The following is a 12913-nucleotide window of genomic DNA, read 5'->3' as shown; positions in this document are numbered from 1 at the left end:
AGCGGGCCGGAGTCAGTCGGTGGGGCGCTTCAGGCGGGCGACGAACTTGTACCGGTCGCCCCGGTAGACCGAGCGCACCCACTCCACCGGCTCGCCGTGCCCGTCGACCGAGTGGCGGGACAGCATGAGCATCGGAAGCCCGACGTCCGTACCCAGCAGCCCGGCCTCGCGCGGCGTGGCGAGCGAGGTCTCGATGGTCTCCTCGGCCTCGGCGAGCCGGACGTCGTACACCTCCGCGAGCGCGGTGTAGAGCGACGTGTACTTCACCAGTGAGCGGCGGAGCGCGGGGAAGCGCTTCGCCGATAGGTGCGTGGTCTCGATGGCCATCGGCTCACCGCTGGCGAGCCGCAGTCGCTCGATCCGCAGCACCCTTCCTCCGGCGGTGATGTCCAGCAGTCCGGCGAGCGTGTCGTCCGCCGTCACGTATCCGATGTCCAGGAGCTGGGACGTGGGTTCGAGGCCCTGGGCGCGCATGTCCTCGGTGTACGAGGTGAGTTGCAGGGCCTGTGAGACCTTCGGCTTGGCGACGAACGTCCCCTTGCCCTGGATGCGTTCCAGCCGGCCCTCGACGACCAGCTCCTGGAGCGCCTGGCGCACCGTGGTGCGAGAGGTGTCGAACTCGGCGGCCAGTGTCCTCTCGGGCGGCACGGGGGTGCCGGGCGGCATGGTGTCCGTCATCTCCAGCAGATGCCTCTTGAGCCGGTAGTACTTGGGCACGCGTGCCGTGCGCGTACCCGCACCGGTCTCGCCCGTACTGCTGCCCCCGTCGGCACCCATGATCCGCCTTCCCGACTGCTGCGTTGCTGCCGTCACCGGCTCCTCCGTCTGTCGCGGCTCACATGGTGGCACGGTCCGGTCACGGGTCGTCGCCCTCCCTTAGGTGTCGGTCCTGTAACGGACGCGAGTGCACTTCTTATACACCCTTGACACCCCTAAAGGTCTAGGCCAAGCTCCCGGTACTGGTCTAAACCATTAAAGACCAGGTCCCAGCCCCAGCAGAACTACTCGTCGGTGTCTTCGCGGTGGGCGGGGGGGTTGCAGCACCCTGAGGAGGGTTTGGCGTGAAGCGCAAGCTCATCGCGGCGATCGGCGTCGCGGGCATGATGGTCAGCATGGCGGCGTGTGGCTCCGACGACGGCGGCAGCGACAGCAGCGGCAAGAAGTCCGGTCCCGACAGCTACAAGGGACAGACCCTCACCGTCTGGGCCATGGACGGCTCGACGCCCGAGCAGTGGCAGAAGGATCTTACCGCCGCATTCGAGAAGAAGACCGGTGCGAAGGTCAAGTTCGAGGTCCAGCAGTGGAACGGTATCCAGCAGAAGCTGACGACCGCCCTCTCCGAGGAGAACCCGCCGGACGTCTTCGAGATCGGCAACACCCAGACCGCGGCGTACGCCAAGACCGGCGGGCTCGCCGACCTCGGTGACCTCAAGTCGGAGATCGGCGCCGACTGGGCCGCCAACCTGAACGAGGCCGCGGTCGTGGACGGCAAGCAGTACGCCGCCCCGTGGTACTTCGCCAACCGCGTCGTCCTCTACAACAAGACGGTCTTCGCGGACGCGGGCGTCACCGAGACCCCCAAGACCCGTGACGAGTTCTTCGCCGCGCTCGACAAGATCAAGGCCAAGGGCAAGGCCGAGCCGCTCTACCTGCCCGGCCAGAACTGGTACTTCTTCGACGGCCTCACCATCGGCAAGGGTGCGGACCTCATCAAGAAGGACGGGGACAAGTGGGTCTCCAACCTCGCCGACCCGAAGATCGGCGAGGCGATGGACCTGTACAAGAAGTACCAGTCCTACTCCAAGGCCCCCAAGGACAAGGACGAGGCGACCCCGCAGCAGGCCGACGTCTTCGCCAAGGGCAAGACCGGCGCCTTCATCGGCATGGGCTGGGAGGCCGGCACGGCGATCGCGGCCAACCCGGCCATCGAGAAGGAGATCGGCTACTTCACCATCCCGGGTGAGACCGCCGACAAGCCCGAGGGTGTCTTCCTCGGCGGCTCCAACCTCGCCGTGGCCGAAGGCAGCGCGAAGCAGGACCTCGCCAAGGAGTTCCTGAAGCTCGCCCTCTCCGACCAGTTCGAGGGCCAGCTCGCCAAGCTGAACGGCGTCATCCCGAACAAGGAGTCGCTGAACACGAACCTGGCGGGCAACCCGGTCGCCGAGGCCGCCGCGCCGTCCGCCAAGGTCGGTGGCACCACGCCGCTGATCCCCGAGTGGGCCGCGGTCGAGAACGCCCCGAACCCGATCAAGACCTTCATGACGGCGGTCCTGAACGGCAAGTCGAACGCCGAGGCCGCCAAGCAGGTCGAGGCGGAGTTCAACAAGCGTCTCGCGCAGAAGCAGTAAGGCCGAACTGCCGGGGGACGGGCTCCATCACGGAGCCCGTCCCCCGGTAGTCGACGTGTGTCCCATGGTGCCGAGAAAGAGATGGCGAGCATGACCGTGCAGACCGAACGGCCGCCTTCAGGTCCGACGGACGTGGTGAAGGGGACCGGTGCAGCGCCGGGCAAGCCGGCGGCCCGCGGCAGATCCACCACACTGGCCCCGTACCTGCTGCTGATGCCGCCGGTGGCCGTGACCCTGGTGTTCCTCGGCTGGCCGCTGGTCGAGAACACCCTGCTGTCGTTCCAGAACCTCAACATGAGGCAGCTGATCCAGCACCTCACCGAGTGGAACGGGATCGACAACTACCAGGAGATCCTCGGCAGCGAGGAATTCTGGAACGTCACCGTCCGGTCGACCGTCTTCACGGCCGTCAACGTCATCCTGACGATGGTCTTCGGCACGCTGATCGGGCTCCTGCTGGCCCGGCTCGGCAAGCGCATGCGCGTCGCGCTCCTCATCGGCCTGGTCCTCGCCTGGGCCATGCCCGTCGTCGCCTCGACCACCGTCTACCAGTGGCTCTTCGCCTCCCGGTTCGGTGTCGTCAACTGGGTCCTGGACAAGGCCGGCTTCCACTCGATGGCTGACTACAACTGGACCGGCGGCCAGTTCTCCACGTTCTTCGTCATCACCGTGCTCATCGTCTGGATGTCGGTCCCGTTCGTCGCGATCAACCTGTACGCCGCCACGACGACCATTCCCAAGGAGCTCTACGAGGCCGCCTCGCTCGACGGGGCCGGCCCGTGGAAGAGCTTCACCTCGGTCACCATGCCGTTCCTCAAGCCGTTCCTCTTCGCGACGACGTTCCTCGAGATCATCTGGATCTTCAAGGCGTTCGTCCAGGTCTTCGCGATCAACCAGGGCGGTCCGGACCGGCTCACCGAGATCCTGCCGGTCTACGCCTACATCGAGGGTGTCGGGAACCAGCACTACGGCATGGGTTCGGCGATCGCGATGCTCACCATCGTGATCCTGCTCCTTCTGACCTCCTCCTACCTCCGGATCGTTCTCAAGCAAGAGGAGGACGAGCTGTGAAGCGCTCGGCTTCGTCACGGTTCAGCCGCATCTGGCCCAACGCCACGGCGGTCCTGCTGATCATCGGCTTCGTCTTCCCCGTGTACTGGATGTTCGCGACGGCCTTCAAGCCGACGCCGGACATCGTCGCGGACGACCCGGTCTGGTTCCCCACGAACTTCACGTTCGAGCACTTCGGGACCGCTGTCGACGCGGACAACTTCTGGACGATGGTCCGCAACTCGCTCACGGTCACGGTCCTCGCCGTGACGTTCTCCCTGATCCTCGCGCTGGCCGGCTCGTTCGCCCTCGCCCGGATGCGCTTCAAGGGGCGCAAGGGATTCATCGTCGGCTTCATGGTCGCCCAGATGGCGCCCTGGGAAGTCATGGTCATCGCGATCTACTTCATCGTCCGCGACTCGGACATGCTCAACAGCCTGATCCCGCTGACGGTCTTCTACATGGTCATGGTCCTGCCCTTCACCCTCCTGACGCTGCGCGGCTTCGTCGCCGCGGTACCCAGGGAGCTGGAGGAGTCGGCCATGGTGGACGGGTGCACCCGGCCGCAGGCGTTCGTCAAGGTGATCCTGCCGCTGCTCGCACCCGGTCTCATGTCCACGTCGATGTTCGGCTTCATCACCGCGTGGAACGAGTTCCCGCTGGTGCTCGTCCTGAACAAGCAGGCGGAGTCCCAGACCCTGCCGTTGTGGCTGTCGCAGTTCCAGACCCAGTTCGGCGACGACTGGGGCGCCACGATGGCCGCCTCCTCGATCTTCGCCGTCCCGATCCTCGTCCTCTTCGTCTTCCTGCAGCGCAAGGCCGTCAGCGGTCTGACCGATGGCGCAGTGAAGGGATAACCCGGCTGCCATGACCACCCTCGTATCCACCACGGACACCGTCACACGCGACGCGCTCGCCGTCCTCCAGCCCGGGTTCACCGGCACGAGCGCCCCGGACTGGCTCCTGCGCAGGGTCGGCGAAGGCCTGGCCTCCGTCGGGCTGTTCGGCCGGAACATCCACTCGCCCGAGCAGCTCGCGGCACTCACCGCCCGGCTGCGGGCCGAGCGGGACGACGTACTCGTCGCGATCGACGAGGAGGGCGGCGACGTCACCCGGCTCGAGGTCCGCTCGGGCTCGTCGTTCCCCGGCAACCTCGCCCTCGGCGCCGTGGACGACGTGGACCTCACCCGTGCCGTCGCGCGTGAACTCGGCCGCCGGCTGGCCGCGTGCGGCGTCAACCTCAACTGGGCGCCGTCCGCCGACGTCAACTCCAACCCCGCGAACCCGGTCATCGGCGTGCGTTCCTTCGGCGCCGACACCGGGCTCGTCGCCCGGCACACCGCCGCGTACGTCGAGGGCCTCCAGTCCGCCGGGGTCGCCGCCTGCACCAAGCACTTCCCCGGGCACGGCGACACGGCGGTCGACTCGCACCACGCGCTGCCCCGCATCGATGTGGACCTGGACACATTGCACGCCCGTGAGCTGGTGCCTTTCCGGGCCGCCATCGCGGCGGGTTCCCGATCCGTCATGAGCGCACATATCCTGCTCCCCGCACTCGACCCGACCCGGCCCGCCACCCTGAGCCCGCAGATCCTCACCGGACTGCTCCGTCAGGAACTGGGCTACGAGGGCCTGATCGTCACGGACGGCATGGAGATGGACGCCATCGCCGGCACGTACGGCATCGAGCGCGGTTCCGTCCTCGCGATCGCGGCGGGCGCCGACGCCATCTGCGTGGGCGGCGGGCTCGCCGACGAGGAGACCGTGCTGCGGCTGCGCGACGCGCTCGTGACGGCGGTGCGGACGGGCGAACTGCCCGAGGAGCGGCTGGCCGACGCCGCCGCACGTGTACGGGCTCTCGCGTCCTGGACGCAGAGGGCCAGGGGGGCTGCCTCGGGGCCGGGCGCGGACGTGCAGGAGGGGACCGCGCCCGGCACCGGAGCCGGCATCGGCCTGATCGCGGCCCGCCGCGCCGTGACGCTCACGGGCGCCGCCGAGCCGCTGGACGCACCGCCGTACGTCGCCGCCCTCACCCCCGTCGCGAACATCGCGGTCGGCGAGGAGACCCCGTGGGGCGTCGCGGCGGAGCTGACCCGGCTGCTGCCCGGTACCGCGACGGACACCTACGGCGGTGATCACGGGTCACCGGCCGCCGAGGTCCTGCGGGCGGCGGGGGAGCGGCACATCGTCGCCGTCGTCCGCGACGCCCACCGGCACGCGTGGATGGGCGAGGCGCTGGACACCCTGGTGGCGACGCGTCCTGACACGATCGTGGTCGAGATGGGCCTGCCGGTGGCGCCGCCCCGCGGCGCGCTCCACATCGCCACCCACGGCGCCGCACGGGTGTGCGGGATCGCGGCGGCGGAGGCGATCACGGGGATCCGGGCCGGATAGGTTTCCGGGCGACGCGAGAGGGCCGGGTCACCGTCGTCGGTGACCCGGCCCTCCGGCGTACGGGGAGGCTCTACAGGCCCTGCCACCGCGGCTTCGCCGCGTAGGTGGCACGGAAGTAGTCCGCCAGCTTCAGCTTCGACGCGGCGGCCTCGTCGACCACCACCGTGGCGTGCGGGTGCAGCTGCAGAGCCGAGGCCGGCACGATCGAGGCCACCGGGCCCTCGACGGTGCGGGCCACCGCGTCGGCCTTGCCCTCGCCGGTGGCCAGCAGGATCGGGTGGCGGGACTCCAGGATCGTGCCGATGCCCTGGGTGATGACGTGGTGGGGCACCTGGTCGATGTCGTCGTCGAAGAAGCGCGCGTTGTCGATCCGGGTCTGCTCGGTCAGCGTCTTGATGCGCGTGCGGGAGGCGAGCGACGAGCACGGCTCGTTGAAACCGATGTGACCGTCGGTACCGATGCCGAGCAGCTGGAGGTCGACACCCCCCGCCTCGGCGAGCGCCCTGTCGTACGCCTCGCAGGCGGCCTGGACGTCCTCGGCCGTGCCGTCCGGGCCCATGAAGGACTTCTCGGACAGGCCGAGCGGCTCGACGACCTCGCGCAGCACGACCGAGCGGTAGGACTCGGGGTGGCCGGCCGGCAGTCCGACGTATTCGTCGAGCTGGCAGATGCGGGCGCGCGAGGCGTCCACCGCGCCGGAGCGGACCTTCGCCGCCAGGGCCTGGTAGACGGGCAGCGGGGTCGAGCCGGTGGCAACGCCGAGAAGTGCGTCGGGCCTGCGGCTCAGCAGTGCACCGATGGCCTCCGCGATGAGTTCGCCGCCTGCCGTGGCGTCCGGGACGATGACAACTTCCACGCTGTGCCTGCCGATCTGAGAGTGGCGTCATGTGGTATAGACCAATCGTGGCCCAATCTAGCAGAGCGGGACGGCTGTGAGGTGAAGCGTCCACGTTCGCGTCGATGACTGTCGCCCCGTCGGCCGACATCCGGCCCGCGCGCGGAATGTCCCCGGAAACACCCGCGGGCCGCGGCGCCGGGACGGGACCCTCAGCCCGTCCGGCACCGCAGCCCGGAGCTTCCTGGCCGGCGGTGTGCGGTGCCTCCGGCCATGTGAGGCACCGGCGCAGTCAGGGCAGAGAGCGCCGGGTACCTCGGTCCGCTCTCCTGTGCGGGGAGAGCGGAGGTCTTGTCGCGTGCGGATCATGTCCTGTGCATGGCGTCCGCACCTCGCATTGTGGACTAGACCAATAGTCCGTGTCCATCCGTGGGGACGGACATTCTCCTGCGGCCCGTCCCCTCCCCAGTGTCACGCATCGGCGGCCCGATCGGTTCGGAACCTCGTCATATCCGCGGGTACGCTCGCACACGTGCCCTCCATGAACGACCTCGTCCACCAGCACACAGCCCTGAGTGACACCGACCTCGAGTGGCTCCATCTGCTGGTCTCGGAGTGGCAGCTGCTCTCCGACCTGTCCTTCGCCGACCTCGTCCTGTGGGTACCCACCCGCGACGGGACCCGCTACGTGTCCGTGGCGCAGATGCGGCCCAACACCGGCCCCACCTCCTATCAGGACGACATGGTCGGGCACCTGGTGCCGCGCGGCCGCCGTCCGCTGCTGGACGCGGCCCTGGACGAGGGCCGCATCGTGCGGGAGGGCGACCCCGAGTGGCGGGAGGAGGTGCCCGTGCGGGTCGAGTCGATCCCCGTACGGCGCGAGGGCCGGATCCTCGGGGTGATCGCCCGTAACACCAACCTGCTCACCGTGCGCACCCCCTCCCGGCTGGAGCTCACCTACCTCCAGTCCGCGTCCGACCTGGCCCAGATGATCGCCGCCGGGTCCTTCCCCTTCCCCGGCCAGCAGGTCGACATGGACGCCTCACCGCGGGTGGGCGACGGACTGATCAGGCTGGACGCGGACGGTGTCGTCCAGTACGCCAGCCCGAACGGACTCTCGGCGTACCACCGGCTCGGCCTGGCCTCGGACCTCGTCGGTCATCACCTGGGCGCGACGACCGCCGAACTCGCTCCGTCGCGCGGCCCGGTCGACGAGGCCCTGGTCAAGGTGGCGAGCGGATACGCCCCCAGGGAGTTCGAGGTCGAGGGTGCGGGCGGGGTCATCCAGCTGCGAGCCATTCCGCTGAAGCCCAAGGGCGTACGCATCGGTTCGCTGGTGCTCCTGCGTGACGTCACGGAACTCCGGCGCCGCGAACGGGAATTGATCACGAAGGACGCCACCATCCGGGAGATCCACCACCGGGTGAAGAACAACCTCCAGACGGTGGCCGCCCTGTTGCGCCTCCAGGCGCGCCGGATGGATTCCGAGCGGGGGCGCGAGGCGCTCAACGAGGCGGTGCGGCGGGTCGGTTCGATCGCGATCGTCCATGAGACGCTGTCCCAGAATCTGGACGAGCGGGTGCAGTTCGACGAGATCGCCGACCGTGTCATCGCCATGGTCGCCGAGATCTCGCCCGGAAAGGTGACCTGCCGTCGCACGGGCCGCTTCGGGATTCTCGACGCCGAGGTGGCGACGCCGCTCTCGATGGTGCTGACCGAGGTGCTGCAGAACGCGCTGGAACACGCTTTCACCGTGGCCGAGCACGGCACGGTCGAGGTCTCCGCGGTGCGCGGCGGATCACCCGCCGAAGGGCGGCTGCTGATCACCGTCACGGACGACGGGCGCGGACTGCCCGAGGGATTCGACCCCCAGCGGGCCGGGAATCTGGGTCTCCAGATCGTGCGGACGCTGGTCGAGGGTGAGTTGGGCGGCACCTTCGGCATGGTCCCGGCGCCGGCGCGCGGCACGCAGGTGGTCCTGGACATCCCCGTCCGGAACGACAAGTAGCGGCGCGGCCGTTGTGGCCGCCACCGCACAGCAGTGGGCCCGGACCGTGGTGACGGTCCGGGCCCACTGCGTGGTGCTCACGGTGCGATGCGCTTCGGGGGTACTGCGCGCTGCGACTCGAAGGCGGGGCTGTGCGTACGCTCTGTACGCGCCGCCGGGCTGAGGCTCGTCGTGCGGGGGGCGTCGGTCAGGCGCTGGCGTTACGCGCCCGGTTGCGAGCGGCGCGGCGCTTCATTGCGCGGCGCTCGTCCTCGCTGAGGCCACCCCAGACGCCGGAGTCCTGACCGGACTCGAGCGCCCACTGCAGGCACTGCTCCATGACGGGGCAGCGACGGCAGACGGCCTTGGCTTCCTCGATCTGCAGCAGCGCAGGACCGGTGTTGCCGATGGGGAAGAACAGCTCGGGGTCTTCCTCACGACAAACGGCGTTGTGACGCCAGTCCATGGCTGCTACCTCTCCTTGGTATTACATGCTGGTGCTTGTGAATGTGAACGCTTTCACGAATCCCCCCGCGGTCGAAGGTCCGACGTCCAGAAGAACTGGATGTGGTCCTGTTGAGGTGAGGAGGGGTTCTGGCTCTCAGTGGAGGCCGATGTTGCGGGCCGTCCCGATCGCCATGTAGAGATTCCCAAACCTCGGCGGCGGATACAACCCCTTCTGGAAAGTTTTTTTTGATTCCTCGGTGTCGACTAGGTCACAGCCGTACTTCTAAGGGGTGGGGGCCAGCCCAAACGTTCGAGTTAAAGGACTTTCGCCCCTTCCACTCACACAATCACACGCAGTGCACGGCGAACGCCTGTGAACGTCACGCTCGTACGCAGTCCGAGGTGGTCACCGTCCATCTGGAAGGGCAGTGGGACCTTTGAATGCAAGGTGAAGTCCGTGAGGTCATGCATGGAGACGGCGTGCTTGCCGTGTGGACCCTTTTCGGGACTCGAAGTGAGCAACTGGGTGGCGTACCGGGTAACGGCAGGGGTCGAAAGACGCTTCAGGCCGAGGACGTCCAGGGCGGTGTCGAACGAGGCCTTCGGGGACGCGTATATCGGGCGGTTTCCCAGGTAGGTCCAGGGCGCGGTGTTGCAGATTATCGACAGCGCGAGGTCCGTGACCGGGTCCCGGCCGGGGACCTCCAGGGTGATCTGACCGCTGCGCCGGTGCGGCTCGTCCAGGAACTGCTTCAGGACCTGCCGCACGTACAGCGCGTGGGTCGACCGCTTGCCCAGCTCGCGTTTCTGTTCGACCCGGCCGATGACGCCCGCGTCGAACCCGAGGCCCGCGCAGAAGGTGAACCAGCGGCCCGGGACGGCTTCGTCCGCGCTGCCCGGGGTGCCGGCCGCGAGGCCGAGACCCACCGTGCGCTCGCTGCGGGCGGCCAGGGCGTCCAGGATCGCGCCGGTCGCCTCCACGGCGTCGTTGGGGATGCCCAGTGCGCGGGCGAACACATTGGTGGAACCGCCGGGCACCACCGCGAGACTCGGCAGGCCCTCGGGGTCGGGGCCCCTGTGGAGCAGGCCGTTGACCACCTCGTTCACCGTGCCGTCGCCGCCCAGTGCTACCACCAGGTCGATGTCGTCGGAGTCGGCGGCACGGCGTCCCAGGTCCCGGGCGTGACCCCGGTACTCCGTGGTCACGGTCTCGATCTTCATCTCGCTCGCGAGGGCGTGGATCAGCACGTCACGCGTCCGCGCACTGGTAGTGGTGGCTGCCGGGTTGACCACGAGAAGTGCGCGCATGCAGGCCAGGGTACCCACCGCGCCGTACGGCCCCGAAGTCGCGCTCCACCGGGTCCGCGCGCGGTCACCGAGCGTGACGGCTGCGGAATCGCCGCAGCCCCGGCTTCACGATCGGCGGCCCGGGATGTCAACCTGAAAGGCGTGAGCACTCAGCAGAACATGCCCCCGTCGTCGCCCCCGGCCGGTCCGGAGAAGCCGGCCCGGATCGCGCTCGTGGCCGCGCTCTGCGCCCTGGAGGCCGCCGCGCTGGTCGCCGGCGGGATCTACATGCTGGTCATGGGCCTGCTCGGGCGCCCCGACAGCCCGCAGCAGGCCGAGACGGGAGGGCTGACGCTGATCGTGCTCGGCCTCATCCCGCTGTTCGCCGCCCGGGGTCTGCAGCTGCGGCGCAGCTGGAGCCGGGGGCCCGCGCTCATCACCCAGCTCATGGCGCTGCCGGTGGCCTGGACCCTGCTGAGGGCGCAGGGGGCGCTGATCCCGGCCGGGATCGCCCTCTCCGTGGTCGCGGTGACCGCGCTCGTCCTGCTGCTCGCCCCCGCGACCACCAAGGCCCTGGGCATCCGGGTGCAGCGGACGACCCCCGACGCCTGAGCGCCGGGCGGCGACCCCGCGGGGCCGCCGCGCCCGGTGGCCGGCCCCTACTCCTCGACGAGCAGCCGCTCGCGCAGTTGCGCCAGCGTGCGTGCCAGAAGGCGGGAGACGTGCATCTGGGAGATGCCGACCTCCTGAGCGATCTGCGACTGCGTCATGTTGCCGAAGAAGCGCAGGAGCAGAATCCGCTTCTCGCGCGGAGGGAGGTCCTCCAGGAGCGGCTTGAGCGACTCGCGGTACTCCACGCCCTCCAGGGCCTCGTCCTCGGAGCCCAGGGTGTCCGCCACGGCCGGCGACTCGTCGTCCGTGTCCGGTACGTCCAGCGACAGAGTGCTGTAGGCGTTGGCCGATTCCAGCCCCTCCAGCACCTCCTCCTCGGAGATGCCCAGGCGCTCCGCCAGCTCGTGCACGGTGGGCGAGCGGCCGTGCTGCTGGGAGAGCTCCGCGGTGGCCGTGGTCAGCGACAGCCGCAGCTCCTGGAGGCGGCGCGGGACCCGCACCGCCCAGCCCTTGTCGCGGAAGTGGCGCTTGATCTCGCCGACGACCGTGGGAGTCGCGTACGTCGAGAACTCGACCCCGCGGTCGGGGTCGAACCGGTCCACCGACTTGATCAGGCCGATCGTGGCGACCTGGGTGAGATCGTCGAGGGGCTCGCCCCTGTTGCGGAATCTGCGGGCCAGGTGCTCCACGAGCGGCAGGTGCATCCGCACCAGCCGGTTGCGCAGCTCGGCCTTCTCCACCGAGCCGTCGGGGAGCGCCCGCAGCTCGATGAAGAGCGCCCGCGCCCCGCTGCGGTCCCGTGGATCGTGGTGCCCGTGCTCGCTCATCTGGCCCGCCCGCTCCGCCTGCGACTGCTCCACCGCGGCCGGACGGCCCTGAACCCCGTCCGCACCGTCCGCGTCCGCACCGTCCACCGGATGCGGCCGGGCCTGCTGCTCCGGGACGGCTGCTGGCCGCACCGCCCCGGACCGGATCGTCTCGTCCCGCACAGGACCGTCCCCGTTCCCGTCGCTCACGCCGGCCCGGGTCCCGCGCCGCGCTGTTTGTAGAGGCTGATGCTGACCGTCCGGTCGTCCGCGACCGTCGAGTCGACCTTGCCGGCCAGTGCGGAGAGCACCGTCCAGGCGAAGGTGTCGCGCTCGGGCGCGCGGCCGTCGGTCGTGGGCGCCGAGACAGTCACCTCGAGGGAATCGCCCACGAGGCGGAAGACGCAGCTGAGGACGGAACCCGGCACGGCCTGCTGGAGCAGGATCGCGCAGGCCTCGTCGACCGCGATGCGGAGATCCTCGATCTCGTCGAGAGTGAAGTCCAAGCGCGCTGCGAGGCCGGCCGTGGCCGTACGCAGCACCGACAGGTAGGCACCCGCAGCGGGCAGCCGGACCTCAACGAAGTCCTGGTTCCCGGGCTCGCCTGCGATCTGGGACACCCTCACCTCCAAGGTGGCACAAACTCGTTCGGGGCTCCGGGGCGAATGCCCGGGGGCCGTGCGGTCCGTCGTCGGTTCTGTGACTCGGCGACGCTATCGCGCCCCATGATGCCGTGTCGTCGGGACCTCATACCCACCGTTACGCATGGTAGGCATGCGAGTACGCACGGTGGCTAGAGGTCTGCGGCGGTCAATTGAGAAGAACCGGCGCCGGTTTGACGTACCCAGACGTCAGACGATCGAACCGTCCACGAAGCACCAGCGCCAGCTGTCCATGCAGTCGAAGCTGCGCATCACCGGATGTCCGGTCTCCTCGAAGTGCGCCGTGGCGTGTTTCAGGGGCGAGGAATCGCAGCAGCCCACATGCCCGCACTCGAGGCAGAGACGCAACTGCACGGGATGGGTGCCCGCGGCCAGACACTCCGGACAGGTCTTGTCGAGCGGGGTCGGCTCGGGGCGCGGCAGCTCGTCAACATGGAGGCACTCACTCATGATGGCCACGGTACGTCGGATACGAGGACGGTGAG

Annotated in this window: 13 protein-coding genes; 6 read left to right on the top strand and 7 right to left on the bottom strand. The window is 69.1% G+C overall.

The annotated features are described in order from the left end of the window. Positions 1-12 precede the first annotated feature (12 nt). The gene (locus OG206_RS11150) at positions 13-777 is read right to left on the bottom strand and encodes a GntR family transcriptional regulator (protein ID WP_327122236.1); all 765 of its coding nucleotides are present in this window, start codon (positions 775-777) and stop codon (positions 13-15) included. A 284-nt stretch (positions 778-1061) separates the two neighbouring features. Here OG206_RS11150 and OG206_RS11145 point away from each other — a divergent pair, with 284 nt between their 5' ends. From OG206_RS11145 to OG206_RS11130, 4 genes are all read left to right on the top strand, one after another. Then, positions 1062-2348, top strand: coding sequence for an extracellular solute-binding protein (locus OG206_RS11145; RefSeq protein WP_327114850.1), 1287 nt, complete (start codon positions 1062-1064; stop codon positions 2346-2348). A 90-nt stretch (positions 2349-2438) separates the two neighbouring features. Next, the gene (locus OG206_RS11140; RefSeq protein ID WP_327114848.1) at positions 2439-3419 is read left to right on the top strand and encodes a carbohydrate ABC transporter permease; all 981 of its coding nucleotides are present in this window, start codon (positions 2439-2441) and stop codon (positions 3417-3419) included. Next, positions 3416-4255 (top strand): carbohydrate ABC transporter permease, encoded by an 840-nt coding sequence (locus OG206_RS11135; protein WP_327114846.1) that lies wholly within the window; start codon positions 3416-3418, stop codon positions 4253-4255. The genes OG206_RS11140 and OG206_RS11135 overlap by 4 nt, the downstream gene beginning before the upstream one ends. Before the next feature lie 10 nt (positions 4256-4265). Then, positions 4266-5792 carry a glycoside hydrolase family 3 protein gene (locus OG206_RS11130; protein ID WP_327114844.1) on the top strand — a complete coding sequence of 509 codons (1527 nt, stop codon included), beginning with the start codon at positions 4266-4268 and terminating at the stop codon, positions 5790-5792. A 70-nt stretch (positions 5793-5862) separates the two neighbouring features. On the opposite strand, the gene nagB is transcribed toward OG206_RS11130, so the two are convergent. Then, on the bottom strand, positions 5863-6648 hold the full coding sequence (gene nagB / locus OG206_RS11125; protein ID WP_327114842.1) for a glucosamine-6-phosphate deaminase: 786 nt from the start codon (positions 6646-6648) through the stop codon (positions 5863-5865). 520 nt (positions 6649-7168) lie between these two features. Here nagB and OG206_RS11120 point away from each other — a divergent pair. Next, positions 7169-8635 carry a sensor histidine kinase gene (locus OG206_RS11120; RefSeq protein WP_327122235.1) on the top strand — a complete coding sequence of 489 codons (1467 nt, stop codon included), beginning with the start codon at positions 7169-7171 and terminating at the stop codon, positions 8633-8635. Positions 8636-8822: 187 nt separating this feature from the next. Here OG206_RS11120 and OG206_RS11115 read toward each other — a convergent pair whose 3' ends face one another. Together OG206_RS11115 and OG206_RS11110 are read right to left on the bottom strand one after the other, a co-directional pair. Continuing rightward, positions 8823-9080, bottom strand: a complete 258-nt coding sequence (locus tag OG206_RS11115; RefSeq protein ID WP_003953983.1) for a WhiB family transcriptional regulator — start codon at positions 9078-9080, stop codon at positions 8823-8825. A gap of 320 nt (positions 9081-9400) precedes the next feature. Next, a complete protein-coding gene (locus OG206_RS11110) occupies positions 9401-10369 on the bottom strand; it encodes a diacylglycerol/lipid kinase family protein (protein WP_327114840.1) in 969 nt (322 codons plus the stop codon). A 213-nt stretch (positions 10370-10582) separates the two neighbouring features. Here OG206_RS11110 and OG206_RS11105 point away from each other — a divergent pair, with 213 nt between their 5' ends. After that, on the top strand, positions 10583-10960 hold the full coding sequence (locus OG206_RS11105) for a hypothetical protein (RefSeq protein ID WP_327122234.1): 378 nt from the start codon (positions 10583-10585) through the stop codon (positions 10958-10960). Between the two features lie 47 nt (positions 10961-11007). Here OG206_RS11105 and OG206_RS11100 read toward each other — a convergent pair whose 3' ends face one another. The 3 genes from OG206_RS11100 to OG206_RS11090 form a co-directional block, all read right to left on the bottom strand. Then, entirely contained in the window at positions 11008-11949 is a 942-nt protein-coding gene (locus OG206_RS11100) for an RNA polymerase sigma factor SigF (protein WP_327122233.1), read from the bottom strand. Positions 11950-11972: 23 nt separating this feature from the next. Then, complete coding sequence (locus OG206_RS11095; protein ID WP_014154139.1) at positions 11973-12386, bottom strand: anti-sigma regulatory factor; 414 nt, start codon at positions 12384-12386, stop codon at positions 11973-11975. 231 nt (positions 12387-12617) lie between these two features. Then, on the bottom strand, positions 12618-12878 hold the full coding sequence (locus OG206_RS11090) for a UBP-type zinc finger domain-containing protein (protein WP_327114836.1): 261 nt from the start codon (positions 12876-12878) through the stop codon (positions 12618-12620). Positions 12879-12913: the final 35 nt, after the last annotated feature.

Source organism: Streptomyces sp. NBC_01341, assembly GCF_035946055.1.
Taxonomy (GTDB): Bacteria; Actinomycetota; Actinomycetes; order Streptomycetales; family Streptomycetaceae; genus Streptomyces.
Note: the sequence above shows the minus strand (reverse complement) of the source record. Positions and strands in the feature narration are given on the sequence as shown.

What these genes read in the sequence shown, in the direction of transcription:
- OG206_RS11150 (WP_327122236.1), bottom strand. Translation starts at nt 777, where the DNA reads ATGGGTGCCGACGGGGGCAGCAGTACGGGCGAGACCGGTGCGGGTACG.
- OG206_RS11140 (WP_327114848.1), top strand. Translation starts at nt 2,439, where the DNA reads ATGACCGTGCAGACCGAACGGCCGCCTTCAGGTCCGACGGACGTGGTG.
- OG206_RS11130 (WP_327114844.1), top strand. Translation starts at nt 4,266, where the DNA reads ATGACCACCCTCGTATCCACCACGGACACCGTCACACGCGACGCGCTC.
- OG206_RS11120 (WP_327122235.1), top strand. Translation starts at nt 7,169, where the DNA reads ATGAACGACCTCGTCCACCAGCACACAGCCCTGAGTGACACCGACCTC.
- OG206_RS11115 (WP_003953983.1), bottom strand. Translation starts at nt 9,080, where the DNA reads ATGGACTGGCGTCACAACGCCGTTTGTCGTGAGGAAGACCCCGAGCTG.
- OG206_RS11110 (WP_327114840.1), bottom strand. Translation starts at nt 10,369, where the DNA reads ATGCGCGCACTTCTCGTGGTCAACCCGGCAGCCACCACTACCAGTGCG.
- OG206_RS11090 (WP_327114836.1), bottom strand. Translation starts at nt 12,878, where the DNA reads ATGAGTGAGTGCCTCCATGTTGACGAGCTGCCGCGCCCCGAGCCGACC.